This window comes from Acinetobacter sp. YH12058 (assembly GCF_013419805.1).
GTDB classification, from domain to species: domain Bacteria; phylum Pseudomonadota; class Gammaproteobacteria; order Pseudomonadales; family Moraxellaceae; genus Acinetobacter; species Acinetobacter towneri.
In genome coordinates, this window is sequence record NZ_VOZL01000001.1 from 186961 (window position 1) to 208859 (window position 21899).

Sequence of the window (21899 nt, forward strand, 5' to 3'; positions counted from 1 at the left end):
TGATTTATTGTATGCGCGATACATTAGGGTCTGCTGTGCTTCGGATAAATTCTACTGTTTTAGCAAAAGTTTGCTGGCTTTCTTTTTGGTGCATAAAAAATTGATATTCGTGAATTAACCATGCTTTTGTATCTGGATAAAATGCTGTCGTCACAGGAATCTGCTGTTGCTGTAAAGCATGCAGCATCGGCATAGATTGAGTTTCTGTTAAAAAGTCTTTGTTACCACCACTGATAAATACCGCAGGATAGTTTGCCGTTAAATGTTGAATAGGCGAAATATTCTTCAGAAATTCACTGTCCTGTTTCCGATCTCCCGTGTAAGCCTGCACCAAATTATAAACACCCCACTCTACGATATTCATTTCATCTGGCGCAGTTTCAACAAACGCTTTTAGATCATAAATCCCGCAGTGCAAAATCAGCCCTTTAAGTTGTTTGTGCTGAATAGTCGGTTGTAAATTAGACTGCTGTGCAAATGCAGGATTACTCAATAATGCGGCATAATGGCTAGCTAAATTCGCCCCTGCAGAATCACCTGCCAAATATAATTGTTGTGGATTAAGCTGATACTTTTCTGCATGTTGCGTGATGTAATTTAAAGCCTGATCAATTTGTTGCAACTGAGTAGGATAAGTTGCATGCGGGGCGAATTGATATTGTACTGCAATTACATTAAAGCCCTGCGCGGCTAATAATTTAAAATAGCCACGTGCATGTGCTTTTGAGCCCGCAATCCAGCCACCACCATGAATCCAGACAATTGTCGGGCGTGCGGCTAAATCTTGCAATTGACTGTTTTGATACAAGTCAAAACTCAAATTAGGCTGCGTTGCATACACAATATCATGTTGCACTTGTATATTTTTGGGTGCATAGCGATCCATGATTTTCTGCTGCAAGCCTGTGGTGAGATTAAATGCACTAGCAATGATTCGATTGTTCTGCTGCGTGGTTTGACAAGCACTTAACAACATAAAACACAGCAACATCCAAATTATTTTCAAACCACATTTCCCTCAAGATTCATACGCCCAATTCAAACCCAAGTAATTTAAAATTAAATTATGAAGGTCTATTTATTTTTGCAAATTTAGCAGCTTATTTTATCGTATAGCCTTGCCGTTGAGTTGAGCAATTTCATCATCTTCAGCTTATCTTTTCTTTCAGCAAATTTGGCGGGTAATTAAATGAATTATCAATCTTTTTTCAGATTTTAAATTGAACCTGTATAGACTATATGCTATCAATAAAGTGTAAGGCACATAATCATAATTTCTGGAGTTACCCGCATGTCGTACCAAAATATTTTAGTCCCTGTAGATGGTTCACAAATTTCTTTTTCAGCGGTCAAACATGCAGCTGAAATTGCCAAAGTATTTAACAGTAAACTCACCTTAATTAGCCTTGTTGCGGAAGACCCATTTACTGATTCTGACTTTTACTATAATTATTCATCTGCCATTATGAAAGAATACTTTGTGCAAGCGACAGCCAATGCACAAAAGGCATTAAAAGAAGCAGATGAAATTGCGAAAGCAGTGGGTGTAAATGCAGAAACTCGCGTGGTTGAGGGTTTGGTATCTGCTGAAGGTGTAATCAAAACTGCGAAAGACTTAAATGCCGATGTGATTGTGATGGGTTCACATGGTCGTAAAGGTTTCCAAAAATTATTATTGGGTAGCTTTGCCACAGACGTATTACGTCATACAGAATTACCTGTGCTTGTAGTTAAAGCTTAATCACTATTTTAAGCCATATTTTCATCATAAATTTTTAATAAGGATTTGCCATGACCACTTATAAACACTTACTTGTTCCAGTAGATGAGTCACCTATGTCTTATGCTGCAGCCGAACAAGCACTTTCATTGGCAAAAGATCTAAATTGCCCTGTTACTATTATGAGTGTAATTGCAGTTGATCCTTTTGTAGGCGTGGACTTCTACAAAGTTGCACCAGCAATTACCGATTATTTCATGCAGGCTGAACAAAATGCACAAAATCGTTTGGCTGAAATTCAGCAATCCTTTAGCCGTGAAGGTATCTCGATAGATACCAAAATTATCCGCGGTGTTGCAGCCTCTGAAGGGATTGTACAAATTGCCAATGAAATTGGTGCTGACCTGATTATTATGGGTTCGCATGGCCGTACTGGAGTGAAAAAGATGATGCTCGGTAGCGTTGCCCAAAACGTACTGACTCAGTCTCCTGTTCCTGTTTTGATTGTTAAGGTTTAATTCATTACCAACTGTGCTCTGCCACAGTAAAAGATAAAATAAAAAAATCCCGTTCGCCAATGAACGGGATTTTTCTGGATAAAACTTTTAAAAGCTTTTCTAAATTACATATTATGCAATCCAGTTTAGCTAGGTTGAATATTCATTTCAGACCAAAACTTAATTAACCCGATGCGGTAAACGGAACATTTCATGCGTATCGGTATAAAAACTGCGACCATCTAAATTCAGTTCAATTTCCTGACCACATTCCAACAACACATGTTTTCCGACTTCGACCCATTTAAAACCATCACGGGTATTTTGCTTTTTCTTTGATGCCACCAAAGACACCATAATTTCGCGACCATTCACTGCTTTCGCAAGCATTGTTTGCATTTTTTTCAATATTTACACCAATTCATTTATAACTTACAAATCAAGCTCAAATTAAAATTTTGAGCATAGTTTTTAATACAACAACATTCATCACACTTAATTTGCAGTGCATAGAAAATAAATGCAGCACAGCATGATGATGAATAACTACGAGAGAATAGAGATATTTTTATTGTACAAGTTATATTATAACATAGATTTAAAGTCTTTGCAGCATGGACTACAAAGTTGTAAAGATAAACTTAATAAAACAAAAATTTCTTAATCAAACCTTAATCATTTTCGTGAGATAATCTACCCCAAACACAATGGATGGTGTTTGATCGCACAAGCCCACTTCGGTGGGTTTCTTATTAGGCTAACTAAATAACGATAACAAACTTTATCTTTCTGACGTTTATCTTCTGATTTTTTATCTACAAATTTCAAAAATAAAAAAGAGTATGGATTTTTTTAACCCATACTCTTTGTGTGCGACTACGCTACTCCATTAGCGCATAGTCACAAATTCTTCTGCAGCAGTTGGATGAATTGCGACAGTATTGTCAAAATCTTGCTTGGTCGCGCCCATTTTGACCGCGACTGCAAAACCTTGCAAAATTTCATCCATGCCATAGCCAATACCATGCACGCCCACGACTTTCTGTTCATCACCAACGCAGACCAATTTCATTTTAGACACTTGACGATGCTGAGTTACAGCCGTGTACATTGAGGTAAAAGAAGATTGATAGACTTTGACCTGATCTTGCCCAAACTGTTCAATGGCTTGCGCTTCACTTAAACCCACCGTACCAATAGGCGGATGACTAAAGACCACCGTGGCAACATTTTGATAATCTAAATATTCATTTGGTTTGTGATTGAATAAACGTTCAGACAATTTACGTCCTGCGGCAACAGCAACGGGTGTCAGCTCAATTTTTCCAATAATATCGCCCACCGCATAAATACCTGCTTGGCTGGTATTTTGGAATTGATCTACTGCGATATATCCTTTTTCATCAATCTGCACATTTGCAGCAGCCAAGTTCAATGCTTGTGTATTTGGTTTACGTCCAACTGCCCAAATCAGACAATCGACCTCATGCTGTGAACCATCTTCAAGATGTAATAACAAAGACTGATCCGCTTGGCGAGTGACTTTCTTTGGAATGGCTTGCGTATGCACTTGGATATGTTCATCACGCATACATTCAAGTAATGTTTCACCTAAAAATTGATCTAAACTACGCAGCGGCAATTGTTTACGAATAAACAATCCAACTTCTGAACCCAACCCATTTAAAACACCTGCTAACTCTACGGCAATATAACCCGAACCGACAATTGCCGTGCGTTTTGGTAATTGTTGCAATTCAAAGAAACCGTTTGAATCAATTCCTAGCTCTGCCCCTTCAATATCTGGACGTGTTGGCTCAGTTCCTGTGGCTATTAAAATGTGATCTGCAGTGTATTGCTGCTGATTTACTTCAACTGTTTTTTCATTTACAAAACGAGCAAAGCCCTGAATCACATCAACATTGTTTTTAGCTAAACCTGATTGATACGATGCATGGATACGCTGAATATAAGCTTGACGATTTTGAATTAACGTATTCCAATCATGCGATTTTAATTCAGTATTAAAACCATAATCTGGGCCGTATTTTTGAATAGCATCGGCGATTTGCGCAGAATACCACATCACTTTTTTAGGCACACACCCCACATTGACACAAGTCCCGCCCAAATCTGCAACTTCAATTAATGCACATTTTTTACCATATTGCGCCGCGCGATTGGCCGAAGCAATACCACCACTTCCTGCCCCAATTACCAAATAGTCATAATGTTTAGCCATTTCATGCCTCAATTTTTCGTGATTTTTTAGATACTCATCTGCAGAAATTCAGCGCAGAAAAACATTCATTTTCATCAAAACTAACACATAAAACTGCATTTCCCAAGTCAGCCATATTGTCTAAATACACAAAATCGACACACTGTCATTCAATTGATTTCACTGCCAATAAAACTGACTATTCACTTAAATTTTACGCTTTTAAGGCTATAATATAAATTTGATTTTTTATCATTGGGGTCAATGTGAAGCAGTGGGTTTACGTTCTGATATGTAGCTTTATCACTTTCGGCTGTTCCCCATCCCAACCGTCAGATCAAGCCCCAAGCATGTTTGATGAACTCGATCTCATCAATACCAAAATGAATGAAATCTTGCTTCGCGATTTAGATAACTATTCTGCAGATGAGCGCAAACATATTATTTGTGAAGAATATACGCAGATTTACAAACATGAATATATGCCAATTGTACTTAAAATTCTAAACCTGAAGATCGGCAATATAACGAGAAAAAATTACTTGCTGAATTAAATGAAACTTACACCAACTATAAAAATGAATATCAAATTCGCTGTGACTAAGCTAGATTATTTTTAATGTATTCCAGCCACAAAAAAGCCATTTCAACGAATTGATGAAATGGCTTTTAGTTTTTTAACTTAAACCTCTAACATACTATTTAGGGTTTCAACCACGTTTTTAGATTTCACCACAGACTGCAAATTTAGCAACGCTGCTTGCACTTGGTTACGTTGTGGCTCTGCCAAAGTGTACCAACGCGACAACACCTGCAATAAACGCGAACCTACAATTGGGTTTTTCTCATCTAAATACTTGGCTAAGTCAATAAAATGCTGAACACCAAAACTCCATGTATTCACAGGGTTGCTATTTAAACCACCACTGACTGAACGAATACGGTTAGGTGTACCCAAATCATAATCAGGATGTGCAGTTAAAGCCTGAATGGTTTCAGCTGTCGCTTTTGGATGTGAAGCTTGAACCATAAACCATTGATCAAGTGCTAAAGCTTCATCTTTAAAACGTGTATAAAAATCTTCCAAAGCAGCTTTGGCTTGCGGTGCATCATTCCACACCAAGACACGCAATGCCCCTAAACGCTCAGACATATTTCGAGTGGTATGGTATTGCTGCTGTGCCAGCTCAAACGCTTTGGCATCGCCCTGACGTGCCATTAACGCCAACATGATATTCTTTAAAGCACGTACACCCATTGCCTGAGAGAAATCTTGCTGCATGTCTGGATCAAGGCTTAAATAGGTTTCTTTGCAGAATGCACCAAGTTCGCGCGCCAATGTATCTAACAGCGCATTGCGTTGTTGCTGAATTTTTTCAGGTTGATAATTTTGATCAATACGGCTGCCCAAATAGCCTTCAGAAGGTACATCAAAAATACGTGATGCCAACAAAGGATCTTTTTCAATTAAAGCAGGTACTGTATTTTTCATGGCTTGCAAATAAGTATCTGCTGCATGTTCTTCCAATAAAATACGTTCCAATAGAGTCTGAGTCGCCTGCCACTGGTTAAAGCCATTGGTTTCGTGCTGCATTAAAAATGCCAATTCATCATTAGAATAGTTAAATTCTAAATTCACAGGTGCAGAAAAATTACGCAATAAAGAAACAACGGGATGCGCAGTTATACCGCTAAATTCAATACTTGCTTGTGCCTGATCAAACAAATACACACCATCTTTTACTGAGTTTTCAACCAAAGCTTCAGACTGCAAAATATATTGCTCGCCTGTTTCTGCATTGAACAATGCCAATGCAACAGGAATAGGCAATGCTTTTAAGTTTGGATATTTGGCATTGCTTTTCAGACTTTGTTTTAAATTTAAACGATAAACCTGCGCAGCCGCATCGTATTCGCCCTGCACTTCAAGCTTTGGTGTGCCTGGTTGATTGTACCAAGTCAGGAAATTAGATAAATCAACACCTGAACCTGCGCTTAAAGCATTGACCCAATCTTCAACCGTGACTGCTTGTCCATCATGACGACGGAAATATTCATCACTACCTTTACGGAATTTTTCTTTACCGAGTAAAGTCGACATCATGCGGTTAATTTCCGCACCTTTTTCATAGACTGTTGCGGTATAGAAGTTATTAATTTCTACAAAATGATCTGGACGTGGCGGGTGCGATAACGGGCCAGAATCTTCGGGGAATTGATGTGCTTTGAGCACCGCCACATCATCAATACGCTGTACTGCGGCAGACTGTAAATCTTCAGAGAAAGATTGGTCACGGAACACCGTTAAACCTTCTTTTAAACACAACTGGAACCAATCGCGGCAAGTAATACGGTTACCTGTCCAGTTATGAAAATATTCATGCGCAATCACGGACTGTACGCGCATAATTGCGGCATCTGTGGTGTATTCTTCATCGGCCAATACACATGACGTATTGAAAATATTCAGACCTTTATTTTCCATTGCGCCCATATTGAAGGCACTGGTCGCCACAATCATATAATTATCTAAATCATACGGCAGACCATAGTGTTCTTCATCCCAACGCATCGAATGTTTTAACGCTTGCATAGCAATTTTGCATTTTGGAATGTCTTTTTCTTCTGCATAAATTTCCAGTGCAACATTACGCCCTTCAGATGTCACATAATGGTCTTTCATGACTGCCAAATCGCCAATCACACAAGCAAATAAATAGCTTGGCTTTTTGGTCGGGTCTTGCCAAATCGCATAATGACGACCTTCGCCTGCTTCACCTGTTTCTAACAAGTTGCCGTTTGCCAATAACACAGGATATTTTTTATCGGCTTCAACACGTGTGGTAAATACCGACAATACGTCTGGGCGGTCAGGATAGAAGGTAATTTTACGGAAACCTTCAGGCTCGTTTTGGGTAACAAATAAATCAGAACTTGCCTGATATAAGCCTTCAAGTTGCGTATTGCTTTCAGGATGAATGATCACGATGGTTTCTAACGTGACTTGATCAGGTGCATTTGCAATGCGAAGCTGCTCACTATCTAATTGATAGTCACTTTCCGATAATTCCGTGCCATTCAAAATAATAGATTTCAATTCTAAATCACGGCCCAATAACACCAAATCGCCTGCAGTCTGACGCTGCATTTTCAATGTTGCACCCACTTGGGTGTAATCTGCATAGACTTGAATATCTAGCTCTACAGCATCTACCAAGAATGAAGGTTTTTGATAGTCTTTTAAATAGATAGTTTGGCTGGCTTCAACCATAGGATTTGCTGCAATATTCATCTTGTCCTCATTCTTTGTGGCGATGCGCTTGTTTTTGTAAAGTTGCAATGATCATACGACAACTTTCAACATCTGTCTGCGCACAATCTATTTCAGTCTTATTCAACAATGCTGATTTATATGGGCGCTCAACCCAAGCTTTTCAATCCTATCTGGATTAATCCTATACAAGTAACATAAAAGCAGACTGTTTAAATCAATACCTGTATTGCTATTACGCGTAAATTTAATATTTTGATATGCAACTTCACTTCAAATACGACCAACACAGGCTAATTTTGATGATGATCAAAAGCACAGAAGCTTCCACTTTTCAGTACACAAGCCATGTATAATGACATATCACGATTTACTTGAGCTTCTATTTCACAATGCTACAAATTCTGCAAAAACAATTAGATGAAAGCACATTATGCCCTTTGTGTCAGGCATCTATGTATTGGGTAGAAGCAGAACAATATGAGCAGGAATTAAATTTTCACCAATGTAGTCATTGTGAACATCGCATCTTTCAAAATAGCCAACAACAAAACTGTCATTGCGCAAGCTGTACCCAACAACGCAAAAAAATCATGGCGGAAACCCGCTTGCAAGAACAACAAAAATTCAAAAAACAGGATGCACCTGAACGCGAATTAAATCAGCTGCGTTTTATAGATAAATTATTTTTATTGAGTATTTTAGATCAGCATGCACAGGAACATATTCCACATGAAGAATTTATAGATTGGGAAAAAATCAAGTATTTAAATATTACCCCCAACTATTTTTTCCAGCACGGCATGATCAAACATTTGCTAAAAGAGCAAATATTAATTGCCAAAGATTTTGCGGAAAATGCGCAGCAATATTATATCAATGTCCGTTTAGATGGTTATTCTGAACCAAGCTTATTCAGCATTGCACAACAATTACGTTATTGGTTTTATGAAAATCTGAGTATGGGCACACCGTTCAAAACAGCAGATGAAGTCAAAGATGCGCTGTATTTATTGCTGTATCAAGAGATTGTGCAGTTTATGCAATTTTATTGTCGGACTTGGGGAATACAAATTGCGGGCAACCATAGTTTTCAGAGCTTTTGCTACCGACTTTTAGATGTCTTGGCGGTTGGGCAAATTTATTACTTGGTGCAAACTGCTTTGGAATTTTTACACCAACAAAAAGCACTCAAACCGCGTAATGAAAACTTTATTAATACCAATTTACTGAAAAAGACTGTGCAGCAATACCGAGAACGGTCAGTGGCTGAAAAATGGGAGACCTCTACCCTGCCACGCCCGCCTAATTTGCCTTTCAGCTATATGAGCGAAATTTTATTCTTCCGCTTTTTGGGTTATGACGAAAGGATTTTCTTTCAACCTGTGTGGCGTTCTTGGCGAAAAATTGAAGCACGACTTAAATTTTATTCACTTAAACGCTGTATGCACTGCGGATCGGATGAACTGACTGTCGATTATGACGCAGAAAATTATGTGTCCTTATTTTGTCGCAACTGCAAACATCAAGATCATTATTTCACTCAATAAAACTTTGGTGAAGATGATGGTTACACCCCATCACTGCCCAAATTCATCATCTACTGCAGTATAGAGTCAACAGGATACGTACAGAGGATTACAGTTTTTCGATGTGATAAGCACCTAATCCACTTTTCTGTTTAGTGCTAAATTGAGTGCCGTTTCAGATAAAGTTTTACCGTCTAATTTACAAATACACATAATGCCCCAACCATCAAAATAATCAGGCGCGTGCTGCAAAAAGAAATTGGAATGTACATCTTGCGGAATTCTCAAATGCATCAGTTGCTCAAAACTTCGTGCTGGAGAATGAGTTTCATGCACATATACGCCTTCACCGCGCTTTTGAATTTCAGGATACCGTGCCGCCATAAGCTGCAAAACTTCATGATATTCCTTAGGCATAGTTTTCCCGACTCTTGGGAAAAAACTTTTAGAACACGAAGCAAACAAAGAATAAATCTTCGGTTGATTAATGCTAATCACAAACCACAATGGAATAAATGGATTTTTTAAGCGTCGATTCAACATGGCTTTGACTGCACTTGGAATCGTCAAATTTTGTTTTTGATATTCAGACAAAAAACCCGCTCGTGAATTGACCACATGCATAGGCTGTTCATTATAATGAATCAAAATAAAAGGAATAACATTTTGCCCAACCACTTGATCTCGATCATGATATTGAATAACCGTGACTGCGATTGCATCGGGGTCATAAACAAAGGCTTTAAATTCTTCTAAACTCGAATTTGGAAAGATTTTTTGATCGAATTGATAAATTTTTTCAAAAAAATACGATTGCTGCTGCATTGAAAGCGCTTTAAAGTCAAAAACTGTTTCTATTAAATTCATAAAAACAACCCAGTTTCATATTTAAAGAGAGACGCAAAATTTTTTTAATTGGTCAATGCATTAATAATATGACACATTTTAATTACATAATTTTACAATCATTATAGTAAGTTATTAAAAAATATCCAATTTCATTAAAATTAAAACTAAGTAGTTCATTTCAATAAAGTTTTTACCAAAAATTATAATTAAAATTGAATACCAGCATTAATCCATTATATTTTGTGACGCAGCTTACATTATTTTATGACGAACGGTATTGATAGGCAAATTTATATTGTTTTAATAAGTTAAATCCTAATTTATTTCATAGCTTACGCCCCTATTTTTAAAATCAGCTAGGCAAGCTGAAATATCACAATCTATGCTGTTTTAAATGTCATTCATTATTAGATTGAAATTTTACACATAAAAATAAGGGCTGAATAATCAGCCCTTATTTGATCTTGCTTATCGCTCAACACTCGAACAAATCATAGATTTGCTCTTGCGTTTGCTTTTCCTAACTTAGGTCAACTGAGCAGCAGCAATTTTCTTGGTGTCTACATTCGCAGCAGCGTCTGTGTAGCTTTCCATCTGGTCAAAGTTCAAGTACTTGTAGATGTCAGCAGACATGCTGTCGATTTGAGAAGCGTACTGTTGGTATTCTTCTGGTGTTGGTAACTTACCAAGTACCGCTGCAACAGATGCAAGCTCAGCAGAAGCTAAGTAAACGTTTGCACCTTGACCTAAACGGTTCGGGAAGTTACGTGTAGAAGTAGATACTACAGTTGTGTTCGGTGCTACACGTGCTTGGTTACCCATACATAATGAACAACCTGGCATTTCTGTACGCGCACCCGCTTTACCATAAGTGTTGTAGAAGCCTTCTTCCATAAGTTGACGCTCGTCCATACGAGTTGGAGGCGCTAACCATAGACGAGTAGATAAAGAACCACCAGGAACTTTGTCTAATAACTTACCAGCAGCACGGAAGTGGCCGATGTTTGTCATACAAGAACCGATGAACACTTCATCAATTTTGTCACCTTGAACGTCAGAAAGAAGTTTTGCATCATCTGGATCGTTCGGGCAGCAAAGGATTGGTTCTTTGATGTCTGCAAGGTCAATTTCATACACTTTAGTGTATTCAGCGTCAGCATCAGCTTTAAGAAGTGATGGGTTCGCTAACCATTTTTCCATGTTCTCAACACGACGAGCCATAGTACGCGCATCGCCATAACCTTCAGAAATCATCCACTTAAGCATGGTGATGTTTGAACGAAGGTATTCAGCAACTTTCTCTTCAGAAAGTGTGATAGAACAACCTGCAGCTGAACGCTCAGCAGAAGCATCAGACAATTCAAATGCTTGTTCAACTGTTAAGTCAGTTTCCATTTCTGTTAAGTCGATTTCTAAGATACGACCAGAGAAGATGTTTTTCTTACCTTTCTTCTCTACAGTTAAGTCACCTTCTTTAATTGCGTAGTAAGGAATCGCATGTACAAGGTCACGTAAAGTGATGCCAGGCTGCATTTTACCTTTGAACTTCACAAGTACAGACTCAGGCATGTCAAGTGGCATAACACCAGTTGCTGCAGCGAACGCTACAAGACCAGAACCCGCTGGGAAAGAAATACCAATTGGGAAACGAGTATGCGAGTCACCACCAGTACCTACTGTATCTGGAAGAAGCATACGGTTTAACCAAGAGTGGATAATACCGTCACCTGGACGTAAAGAAACACCACCACGGTTCATGATGAAGTCAGGAAGCGTGTGTTGCATTTGAACGTCAACTGGTTTTGGATACGCAGCTGTGTGACAGAAAGATTGCATTACTAAGTCTGCAGAGAAACCTAAACAAGCTAAATCTTTTAATTCGTCACGTGTCATTGGACCTGTTGTATCTTGAGAACCAACAGTAGTCATCTTAGGTTCGCAGTAAGTACCTGGACGAACACCTTGACCTTCTGGAAGACCACAAGCGCGACCTACCATTTTTTGAGCTTGAGTGAAGCCTTTGCCTGTGTTTTCAGGTTGTACTGGAGTACGGAACAAAGTAGATGGTGCAAGACCTAAAGCTTCACGCGCTTTAGCTGTCAAACCACGACCAACGATCAAGTTAATACGACCGCCTGCACGTACTTCGTCTAGAAGCACTGGAGTTTTAAGTTCAGATTCAGCGATTTGTGCGCCGTCTTTGAACGCTGTTACTTTAGCAGCAGCATGGTCGATTTTAAGAGTGATTTCATCACCCATGTTCATATTAGAAACGTCGATTTCTACTGGTAAAGCACCCGCATCTTCCATTGTGTTAAAGAAGATTGGCGCAATTTTACCACCTAAGCAGTAGCCGCCATCTTTTTTGTTTGGAATGTGCGCGATTTCATCACCGAAGAACCAAAGTACAGAGTTAGTTGCAGACTTACGAGAAGAACCTGTACCAACAACGTCACCCACGTAAGCAACTTGGTTGCCTTTCGCGATAAGGTCTTTGATTTGGTTTAATGGACCAACTTCACCAGGAACTTCTGGGTTGATGCCATCACGTACGTTTTTCAACATTGCATTTGCGTGCAATGGAATGTCTGGACGACTCCATGCGTCTTGTGCAGGTGACAAGTCGTCAGTGTTGGTTTCGCCAGTAACTTTAAACACTGTAAGTTTGATTTCTTCAGGTACATCTTTACGGCTAGTGAACCATTCAGCATCAGCCCAAGATTGTAAAACTGCTTTCGCGTTTTCGTTACCTGCTTTTGCTTTGTCTGCTACGTCATGGAACGCATCAAATACAAGCAAAGTGTTTTTCAATGCTTCAGCTGCTAAGCCAGCCAATTCAGCATTGTCTAAAAGCTCTACTAAAGGTGCTACGTTATAACCACCAAGCATTGTACCTAGTAAGTAAACTGCGCGCTCTTTAGAAACGAGTGGAGAGGTTGCTTCACCTTTTGCTACAGCAGCTAAGAAAGCAGCTTTAACGTATGCCGCTTGGTCAACACCTGCAGGTACACGGTTTTCAATCAAATCAACCAAATAAGCTTCTTCGCCTGCTGGTGGATTTTTTAATAATTCAACTAATGCAGCTGTTTGCACATCATCAAGTGGCTTCGGTGGGACTCCGAGTGCGGCACGTTCTTCAACGTGTTGGCGGTAAGCTTCTAGCACGGTGTTATTCCTCTTTTTTAAAAAATTATTTGTGAATTCCTGCTTTTAAAGCATCACAAACAATATGGACTGCAAAATTTTACTAAACTTCAGGTTAAAAGTTAATGCAACTAGAGTGTTTCTTTGTGATGCCCATTATTTTATAACTAAATGATGCGCATATTGTTCAATTTACAGGCAAAACACGACTTAATTTTAACTTTGTCTGTATGTACACTAACTTTTCGCCTAAAGTTTAACTCGTAAAAAAGGCAACGCTCATGTTGCCTGTTCTAATGAATGAATGATATTCCACCTTAGTGTACTGTCGTAGCTTGAAGATAGTGCTGTAATTGTTCACGACTACCTTCAAACTTGAGTTGAATTTCATCTTCATGCAGCATGCAATGTTCTGCACTGGTAAACGAAATTTGAACTTGATATATCTTTGCAGGTGCATCAATTTGCTGACGTAAATACACCCGATCACCTAAACTTAAAACATAATGACTGCCGCCAATCACTGCGACACCTTGTTCATCTTCTAAGAGCAAATCTGCATTATGCAGGTAAGCAACCACTTCCATTATGCGCTCCTACTGTTGTTGTTATCTTTTTAATTATTCATGAAAAGGATAAGCTTTGCCAGTTTTAAGATTTAGAACTTGTCACAATTTATTTGTTGATTATTTTAGTTTTAGACGTTTGATTTACTTAGGCTATTTCTTGGTAAAAGACAGTAAAACCTTAAAACATATTTCGATTTTAATTCATAAAAAAACCGTTCTTTTAGAACGGCTTGTAATCAGGCATTTTATCATGCGGTGTCGCGATACATTTTTCAGTAAATTGCGTACGGACTTTTTCACGTGCCGCATCAACATCACCATTAATTTCTTCAAGTGGCAATGCATAGACTTGCTCAATAATCTCTAAAATAAAATTACGAGTAATGTCATCTTCAATTTTATTGGCATGCTCAATCGCACGTTCTTTTTCAATCGCATTTTGACGATCTAGCATGATGGTACGCGCAGCATTGCCAACACTTCGGCAATAGCCTTGCCATTGTTCTTCAGGGGTTAAGGGTTTCTTTTCTGCACAGCCCATTAATGCAAGCACTGCAGTCACCACCAAAATCTTTTTCATTGAAGCTCTCCTGTTGTGCTTATGATAATCAAAAGTTTGCATAAATACGAAACTATCCATGTACAAGCTTAAAAAATGCGCTCTGATTGAACGCATTTTTAAGTGAAGTTGCCGTTAGAAGCGCCAGTTATAGAAAATATCCACGGCGCGTTCTAAAGCTTGACTAGCTTCCAAATACAGTCGTTTATTCATTTGATAACGCAAAGTCAACTTATTGACAGGTGTGAAAACCCCCACGCCATAACGAATAAACAAGTCTGGGGTGATATAACCCGTCAAACTGACTTGGGTATCATCGCCTGTACCTTGGGCATCAAGTGCCAAACCACTTAAACCGAAGGTACGTCCAATTTGATTGGTCAAGGCACGAGTACCACCTAAGCCCATACTAATCCCTGCCGCGGCAATGGTATTATTGACATCAGACTTAAAGCTTTCAGTCTGACTCAAACCACTAGTACCTTCATTGATACGACCTGTAATCAAGGCATTTAATGCTTCTTGTTCAGATAAGCCTGCATCGTTATAGACCTGAATGTTCGGACTGCTGGCTGTGCTTGTGACCCTAAAGCCGACCATGCTGCCCTGTACGTTTTTATTGGCATCCATGTCTAAAGTTGGGTTAGATATTGGGCCATTAAACCGTGCAATAGCGCGGTTTAAATCCAGACTTTGTCCGTAAGCTTCAATTTTCACACGCTGACTTACCCCAATCGCACCATTGGCACGCATCGCAGTTTCTAAACCACGTTGAGATAAATACAAACGTCCAATCAATGGAATACGGCTATTAAAACCTTGGAAAATAACTCGATCACCCAAATTCAGTTCAAGATCGGCACGAATATCCCACGGACGAGCTGAACGTAACAATGCCAGTTGATCTTGTCCTTCATGCACCACACGCACATCCGAAGAAACGTTAACCACAGGTGCCGATACTTCAGGCATAGAAATTAAAGCCCGTGGTACATCTACACGGCCTTTTAAACTCAGTTTTTTCTGGAAAGGTAAAACATCTAAGGATACATCTGGCGTAATCATTGCAGTAATCAGCGGTGCTTGACGAATCAATAAATCTTTACCGTTTAAATTTAACTGAATACGCGGATCATTTTTCCAATCTACACTGCCTGTTAAACGCCCTACACCACCACCGCTGTTAAATGCGCCATTAATACTGGCCTGATCTTGGCGGATAGAGGAGTAGACCTGCACATTGGTCAGATTTACAGGTAAAGAAATCATGCTGATCGCACCATCTTTCAGGCGCATTTCACCCGTCAGCAATGGTGAAGTTAAAGTCCCATTGACCTTGCCAGCAAAGGACAAAATGCCTGCCATTGAGCGCACATCGGCAATAAACGGTTTAAAAACTTTAAGTTGTACCTGATCAAAGGCAATTTCACCGCGCATTGGCATGTTTTTAGTGTAAGGATCAATCAGCACATTGGCATAACCTGTACCAATTTCAGGTGTTTTCACATCTATGCGTAATTTCAAGCCTTCGGCAATGCTTTTTGCGACCACAGCCACTTGTTCATAGCGCAAGGTTGAGCCTATATCTTGTGGATCGTCCGCAGCAAGTCCAATGACGCCATCACGCGTGACCAAATGTGCATCAATTTTTGGCTTCTGTCCTTTTGCCCACGCCGCTTTGGCATACCCATTAACCTTGCCTGTAATCGCCAAACCTTCAGGCATAAATGCAGAAAAGTCATTTAAGTCTAAGTTTTGAGTCACAAATGATGCATTGGCTTTGGTTTTACTCACACGAATAGGTTGATCAAAACACAATTGGCTTTGCTGACTCATCCAACAATGCGCACCAACATACAACTCACTGGTTCTATGTTGATATATCACGGCCGCGTTTTGGCGCTGTGCCAAATGGGTTCTTAAGGAGTCAAAATCCCCTTTCTGAATTTGTCCCATCCAATCATTTTGTGCATTTAAACCACCCGCCAATTGCACATAAAACTTACTCAACTTATTTTCAGCTTCCAGTTTTAAAATATGCGCCTGACGTGTGCCTGCTAAAGAAATCTGCCCTTGCTCAATGCCACGGTTACCACTGCGTAAATTTTCCATGGATGCCGTCATCAGCGTTGGCGTATTTTCAGAAGTTGGCAATTCACCTTGTAAGCGCAACTTACGCACGCTGAAAATATTATTGAGGCTGAACTGATCAACTGCAAAATTGGCGGTGGCTTGTAAGCGTGGCTGCGACTGCACATTGATATAGCCATAAGCACGTCCACGCAAACCCGAATAGATTTCGTATAAAGCAGGCGCATTGACTTTAATACGCAGATTTTGTGCATTGCCCGTTGCTTGTAACTGATTTTTGGCATAAGACAAAAATAGATTATTGGCTTCAAACTGTTGAGGTAAAAAGCCTTTTTGATTGGCATCAATCAACATGGCTAAATTCCCCGTACCACGTACAGGTTTATTATTGAGCATGCCTGCCAAATTCAGATGTTCAATGTTGATCCGTTTTTGAGTGTCTGACCAAATACCTTGAGTGCGGATATTGCCCGATAATTCACCACGCACACTGGACACAAAATAGTGCGGCTTAAAGCGAATTAATGAGGCATTTAAATTCCAACCTATGCCATTATTCAAATGCAGCAAACCATCCGCCACAATTTGCCCTGCAACACCATTATGGCGTAAGTCGCTAATTTTAATTAGTTCGGGCGTACCCGATAATTTCAGTTTTAAATGTCCTTCACTGCCTTGAATCGCACTAGCATTTAACCCACCATCATAATTCACGGCAAAACTTTTAAAGCCACCACCAGCTTTCACATCATGGAACAATAAAGCGATGGTGCTTTGCCCAGTTAAATGTACGTTTTCATTTTGATTGACCAAACGCCCTGTCAAATTAATATCTTTCAAATGAATAATTTGCTGATTCGGCAATGCAAAACCATTGGCTTTAAACTGCCCATTTAACACATTAACAGGTGCTGCGGTGCTGATACTTTGCGGATTAAAGTTTTTCGCAGCCAATACTGCATTCCATTTCAACTGACGTTTGTCGGTTGGTAAATCAATGACGGCGCTGCCTGCCAAATGACTATCTGCGGTATCAAATTTAAAATTAGGAATATTTAAGCGATTATTCTTTAAATTCAGTTTAGCTTGGTACATACCTGCAGGTAACATGGTTTTTTCATGTGTGCTGACTTTGGTCGCCACAAAAATATCTTGCTGACCTTCTACCAAGGCCATTTGCACATCACCCAATTCACTTTTTAACCAACCCACATACGGCACAGCACGGTCTATGTTGTTCCAGCGCACATCAAGCAACATCGGATTTGCCGCTTTGCCCTGCGCAGGTTTTTGATCGAGTTTTAAATTCCAAGTTTCATATTGGTCAAAATCGACTTGTGCAGTTAAGTGTGTGCCTTTTTCCAAATGACCTTTAGATGCTAAATTGGCATCTAAACTTGGCGGTAAAAAGTCTTTGACCACTTGAGGAATTAGTGGATCTTTAGGATTAATTTTATCCAGACGTCCTGTTAAATCCCAATTGACTTTTTTATCCCAACTGACAATGCCCGCTACATTGGCAGCACCTTGCATAAGTTGTGCATTTAAATTGCTGATATTCAGTTGATGAACTAAGTCGGTATACATCAAACCTGTATATTGACCTTTAGGAATGTGTTTACCGCTCAAATCTGTATTGACATCAATATCTAAACGCTTGATATCACCTTTAAATTTGGCTGCACCTGCTTGGGTAAAAAGCTCCTGCTCGGTCAAAATAGGCCAACGGTAGTCTTTAAATTGTAACTCACCAAACATTGGCACTTGCTTACGCATTGGATGCAGCACCACCCATCCCGTGAGCAAGTCAGGCGTATTTGTTGCAACACCCGCCTGAATCGTGTCGAGTGTGCCTTTACCCACCACTTTAATATCGTGAATATTTAAGCTGTCATGTAAAGAGGGAATATTTAAATCACCCACCACATTAAGCGGATATTTACCTTCAAATTTCATATCGCCTGTGGCATTGCGTACATTCAAATATCCCATATCCATATTGGAATCTTCAAATTTCAGTTCTGTACCCGACCACAAGGCATTATTTAAATGAATATCGTAAAAATCGACCTGCGTACCAGAGGCGGTTTGAATCAATAAATGATCGACATCGGCAGTATCTAAACACAAAACAAAAGGTAAGCGAATTTCATTGAATTTGAATGGATCATCACTTGGTGGGCCTTTCGGATAAATCCGCAGATTACGCACATCGGCACGATTGAGATGGATTTCTTTATCTAAAATGGCACGCCAACCAAGAATGACATCGGCACGGTCAATTTTGACATCAACAGGTTTTAAACTGACGATGATATTGCGCAGAATAATCCCGCGCCATAAATTACCGCCTTCATATTCATAATGAATAATTTCTTGGCGCTGCAATACGCTGTCTAATAAGAACTTTGAGCCACGGTCTGTTGAGAACATCACCACCAAAGCGGACACCAATAAAACCAGCATCAACAGCAGTGACAGTAAAACACTCCTGAGTATTCGACGCTTTTTAGGTGGCGTTACTGGAGTTTCTGGTTGCTGTTCAACTTCAGCCATAATGTTCTCTAAGTCTTAAATTTATAGTTGAGAGCCAATAAAGAAATGTAAACGGATTGGATGGTTATCATCTGAAATACCAGAAGCCACATCAATCCGAATTGGGCCAATTGGTGATGCCCAACGTACCCCCAAACCTACGCTATATTCGGTGTCGTTGCTAAAGTCTTTATCGTAAGCATTACCAAAATCACTAAATACTGCTGCGCGCCACCCCTCTTTAAATTGATAGTTATATTCTAATGAACCAACCGCCAAAGCCTGACCTCCAATTTTAAAGCCTTCAATTTGTGGTGTTAAAGACTTGTAGTCAAAGCCACGTAAAGACTGGTCACCACCAGTAAAATAACGCAAATTATAAGGCACTTTATTAAAATCTTCGGTGTAGATATAACCTAAGTCACTGCGTCCGACAAACTGATGATCGTCATTTTCACCCAATGAATAAATAAAACGCCAACCTGCATTTAGAATGGCTAAATCTGCATCGCTGAGCAGTGATTCACTCCCCAGTTCTATTTTATAAATTTGGCGGAAACCTTTGCTTGGGTTAACACGACGGTTACTGTCGGTACGTGAAACTTCATAGCCAAGCAATAACGATTGTTGCTCGACATCACCATTGGCAATAAAGGCATCAGGCACTTTTTCCAAAAATACAGTGCCATCTTCAGTTAAGCGATCCAGTCGATAACGCAAGCCAAAAGTATGTTGCCAACTGCCCATTGGGTTTTTAATCACACGGTCTACACCTGCAACCGCAGATTCAATCATCAAGCCGCCACCTTGTGCAACATCGTCACGTTCTTCACGCTCATAACCGCCAACCAACGCGACATAATCATTCAGTGGATGGTTATAAGGAATGTTATAGCGTCCATCAATGGCTTGACGAATTTGTGAAAGCTCCAAGTTGGCATCGAAAGAGTGACCACGTTTATTGACAATGGCACGGCGATATTGCCCACGCAAACGTACGCCTGTGTCAGTTCCGTAACCCGCACCGACTTCGGCACTATTTAAGCGGTCTGCATTTAAAGTCACAATCACAGGAATTTTTTTGTCGATACGTGCCTGTTGTTTTAAGCGTTCTTCTTCTGATTGTTTGTCTTCTTGCTGTGCTTGTAGCATGCGCAGCTTATCGTTGCTCGCACCTTCTTCTGTGCCTGCAAACTCAGCTTCATTCACCACAGATTGCGTCACTTCCTGAGATGACACCACCCGTTTTTGATCGACGACTGTGGCATCGTAAACAGAGAGTTTTTGTTGATCGACCAAAGCCTGAATATCAGGCGGTAATTCCAAAGGATACTCGACAGGATCAGGGCGAATTGTATCAACCAAGGTGTAGTTGAAATAACGCGAGTTGGTGAGGTTATTGGCCAAACCATTTACACGCCAAAAAGTATAGTCAGCATTGTCCTGCCAAGTGACCATACTTTGCAGAATATCCATATCCAAAGGGAATTCTTGATTTGGATCGCTCATACGAAATTCAACATTTCCGAGTTTATAACGCTCGCCTGTTTCATAACGTAAATTGATATCGGCTGTATTTTGAGGTTGAGCGACTTTAACGTCATGCAAACGCCAGTAACTGTCAAAATAACCGTTATCTGAAGCGGCATCGGTAATTCGTTTTTTGGTTTGCTCATACAAACCATGATTAAACACATCATCTACTTCTTGATCAGGCAAGACGCCAATAACCTGAAATTGTGCCTCGTATTGCCCTTCGCCTGTAAATTCAATATTTTGTTGTTTAATCGCCACAGGTGGATTTGGCACAACATGCACACGCACGCGGCTATCACTGAGTTTTTCAAACTTAAACTCGGCATTATAAAAACCCACTGCCTGCGCTGCCTGATTTGACAACGTGCGTAGTTGTGGCAATGCCGATGGAAAATCAGCAAAAGATTCCTGGGTAAAACTGGAAAGTTTGGCCTTAATATTGGCACTTAAATGATCCACCGCTGTACGATAAGCATCGGGCGACACTTCTCCAATTGAGTTTTGTGTACCATTGGCGCCATTTGCGGTAATGACTACATCTGCACTAATACGCGGCACTTTGGCTGTGTTTAGCTCACGCGGTGGACGGACTTTATACAGTAAACGTCTGAAAAAACCGGGTTTATCGGCATTTTCGACCTGCGTCATCCAGCCCAATTCAGTCATTAAGGTATCGTTAGGATTGGCTTCCACTACAAAATTACTGTCTGCCTGAATATTGGTTATGAGCTGATCGACATTTACAGGCGCTTGATCAATTTGCAGTAGCTCCTGCTGTGTTGCGTCTTGAACCAACGTTTCTGGCACTTGACCATTGCGGTCTAGCATCGCTTCTTGTTTGGCTTGTTCTGCCACCTGAAAAATTTCATTGGCAAGCCCCTGATCTACAGGTGCAATGGGTAAATCTTCTAAGTCTTCAAATTCGATAGGCTGAAATTCAGCAAAAGATGCCCCTGCCTGTTGTTGCTGTTGCAGCATTTCTAGACTATTAAATTCAGGTGTTTGCGCTTGCTCTAAAGCTTCTTCTATTTTTTGCAGATCTTCGGCACTGTCTTTACCTTGTGCTGCTGCCAATTGTTTAATTTCTGCTGCTAAATTTTGTGCTTCTTCTGCAGTTGGGGTCTGTAGCGGTGCAGGATTTTCAGCAAGCTGAGCATTTGAATTGGGTACAGTAAGACTTTCTGCAAAACTTGAAGATGCAACTAAACCTAAAAACAGACTTAGTCCGAGCTTTTTCGGCATATTCCAGCATAAAATGGCATGCATACTGGAACACAGTACTGATTTTTTAAAGTTTGTATTTACAAGCATAAAAAACTCTAAACTGATTTAATTTTTATGGAAAAACCCCAATGAACCTGCGTACAAACACCAATTT

At 39.9% G+C, this 21899-nt stretch carries 13 protein-coding genes; 3 read left to right on the forward strand and 10 right to left on the reverse strand.

Annotation, left to right across the window (positions count from 1 at the left end; all coding sequences use genetic code 11):
- Positions 1-4 precede the first annotated feature (4 nt).
- Entirely contained in the window at positions 5-976 is a 972-nt protein-coding gene (locus FTU09_RS01000; protein WP_179996419.1) for an alpha/beta hydrolase, read from the reverse strand.
- A gap of 315 nt (positions 977-1291) precedes the next feature.
- On the opposite strand from FTU09_RS01000, the gene FTU09_RS01005 reads away from it, so the two are divergent.
- Both FTU09_RS01005 and FTU09_RS01010 read left to right on the forward strand, forming a co-directional pair.
- Positions 1292-1741, forward strand: a complete 450-nt coding sequence (locus FTU09_RS01005) for a universal stress protein (protein ID WP_004973248.1) — start codon at positions 1292-1294, stop codon at positions 1739-1741.
- A gap of 50 nt (positions 1742-1791) precedes the next feature.
- Complete coding sequence (locus FTU09_RS01010; RefSeq protein ID WP_131262018.1) at positions 1792-2238, forward strand: universal stress protein; 447 nt, start codon at positions 1792-1794, stop codon at positions 2236-2238.
- Between the two features lie 159 nt (positions 2239-2397).
- On the opposite strand, the gene FTU09_RS01015 is transcribed toward FTU09_RS01010, so the two are convergent.
- From FTU09_RS01015 to pepN, 3 genes are all read right to left on the reverse strand, one after another.
- Positions 2398-2616 (reverse strand): hypothetical protein, encoded by a 219-nt coding sequence (locus tag FTU09_RS01015; RefSeq protein WP_004973244.1) that lies wholly within the window; start codon positions 2614-2616, stop codon positions 2398-2400.
- A gap of 490 nt (positions 2617-3106) precedes the next feature.
- The gene (gorA, locus tag FTU09_RS01020; protein WP_096900890.1) at positions 3107-4459 is read right to left on the reverse strand and encodes a glutathione-disulfide reductase; all 1353 of its coding nucleotides are present in this window, start codon (positions 4457-4459) and stop codon (positions 3107-3109) included.
- 661 nt (positions 4460-5120) lie between these two features.
- Positions 5121-7730 carry an aminopeptidase N gene (gene pepN, locus FTU09_RS01025; RefSeq protein ID WP_179988639.1) on the reverse strand — a complete coding sequence of 870 codons (2610 nt, stop codon included), beginning with the start codon at positions 7728-7730 and terminating at the stop codon, positions 5121-5123.
- Between the two features lie 371 nt (positions 7731-8101).
- Between pepN and FTU09_RS01030 the strand changes: the two genes are divergently transcribed.
- Positions 8102-9259, forward strand: a complete 1158-nt coding sequence (locus tag FTU09_RS01030; RefSeq protein ID WP_180079411.1) for a hypothetical protein — start codon at positions 8102-8104, stop codon at positions 9257-9259.
- 114 nt (positions 9260-9373) lie between these two features.
- Here the strand turns inward: FTU09_RS01030 and FTU09_RS01035 are convergent, their stop codons facing one another.
- The 6 genes from FTU09_RS01035 to FTU09_RS01060 form a co-directional block, all read right to left on the reverse strand.
- Positions 9374-10105 (reverse strand): hypothetical protein, encoded by a 732-nt coding sequence (locus FTU09_RS01035; protein WP_179988640.1) that lies wholly within the window; start codon positions 10103-10105, stop codon positions 9374-9376.
- 507 nt (positions 10106-10612) lie between these two features.
- Positions 10613-13252: a bifunctional aconitate hydratase 2/2-methylisocitrate dehydratase gene (locus FTU09_RS01040; RefSeq protein ID WP_096900892.1), complete on the reverse strand. Its 2640-nt coding sequence runs from the start codon at positions 13250-13252 to the stop codon at positions 10613-10615.
- Between the two features lie 296 nt (positions 13253-13548).
- A complete protein-coding gene (locus FTU09_RS01045; protein WP_004973220.1) occupies positions 13549-13818 on the reverse strand; it encodes a hypothetical protein in 270 nt (89 codons plus the stop codon).
- Between the two features lie 202 nt (positions 13819-14020).
- Positions 14021-14380: a hypothetical protein gene (locus tag FTU09_RS01050; RefSeq protein ID WP_004973219.1), complete on the reverse strand. Its 360-nt coding sequence runs from the start codon at positions 14378-14380 to the stop codon at positions 14021-14023.
- A 114-nt stretch (positions 14381-14494) separates the two neighbouring features.
- Entirely contained in the window at positions 14495-19006 is a 4512-nt protein-coding gene (locus FTU09_RS01055; RefSeq protein WP_180079412.1) for a translocation/assembly module TamB domain-containing protein, read from the reverse strand.
- A 21-nt stretch (positions 19007-19027) separates the two neighbouring features.
- Positions 19028-21832 carry an autotransporter assembly complex family protein gene (locus tag FTU09_RS01060; protein ID WP_180079413.1) on the reverse strand — a complete coding sequence of 935 codons (2805 nt, stop codon included), beginning with the start codon at positions 21830-21832 and terminating at the stop codon, positions 19028-19030.
- Positions 21833-21899 lie beyond the last annotated feature (67 nt).

Bases quoted from the DNA above. Each gene is read 5' to 3' on its own strand.
- FTU09_RS01000 (WP_179996419.1), bottom strand. From the start codon at position 976: ATGTTGTTAAGTGCTTGTCAAACCACGCAGCAGAACAATCGAATCATT.
- FTU09_RS01005 (WP_004973248.1), top strand. From the start codon at position 1,292: ATGTCGTACCAAAATATTTTAGTCCCTGTAGATGGTTCACAAATTTCT.
- FTU09_RS01010 (WP_131262018.1), top strand. From the start codon at position 1,792: ATGACCACTTATAAACACTTACTTGTTCCAGTAGATGAGTCACCTATG.
- FTU09_RS01015 (WP_004973244.1), bottom strand. From the start codon at position 2,616: ATGCAAACAATGCTTGCGAAAGCAGTGAATGGTCGCGAAATTATGGTG.
- gorA (WP_096900890.1), bottom strand. From the start codon at position 4,459: ATGGCTAAACATTATGACTATTTGGTAATTGGGGCAGGAAGTGGTGGT.
- pepN (WP_179988639.1), bottom strand. From the start codon at position 7,730: ATGAATATTGCAGCAAATCCTATGGTTGAAGCCAGCCAAACTATCTAT.
- FTU09_RS01030 (WP_180079411.1), top strand. From the start codon at position 8,102: ATGCTACAAATTCTGCAAAAACAATTAGATGAAAGCACATTATGCCCT.
- FTU09_RS01035 (WP_179988640.1), bottom strand. From the start codon at position 10,105: ATGAATTTAATAGAAACAGTTTTTGACTTTAAAGCGCTTTCAATGCAG.
- FTU09_RS01045 (WP_004973220.1), bottom strand. From the start codon at position 13,818: ATGGAAGTGGTTGCTTACCTGCATAATGCAGATTTGCTCTTAGAAGAT.
- FTU09_RS01050 (WP_004973219.1), bottom strand. From the start codon at position 14,380: ATGAAAAAGATTTTGGTGGTGACTGCAGTGCTTGCATTAATGGGCTGT.
- FTU09_RS01055 (WP_180079412.1), bottom strand. From the start codon at position 19,006: ATGGCTGAAGTTGAACAGCAACCAGAAACTCCAGTAACGCCACCTAAA.
- FTU09_RS01060 (WP_180079413.1), bottom strand. From the start codon at position 21,832: ATGCTTGTAAATACAAACTTTAAAAAATCAGTACTGTGTTCCAGTATG.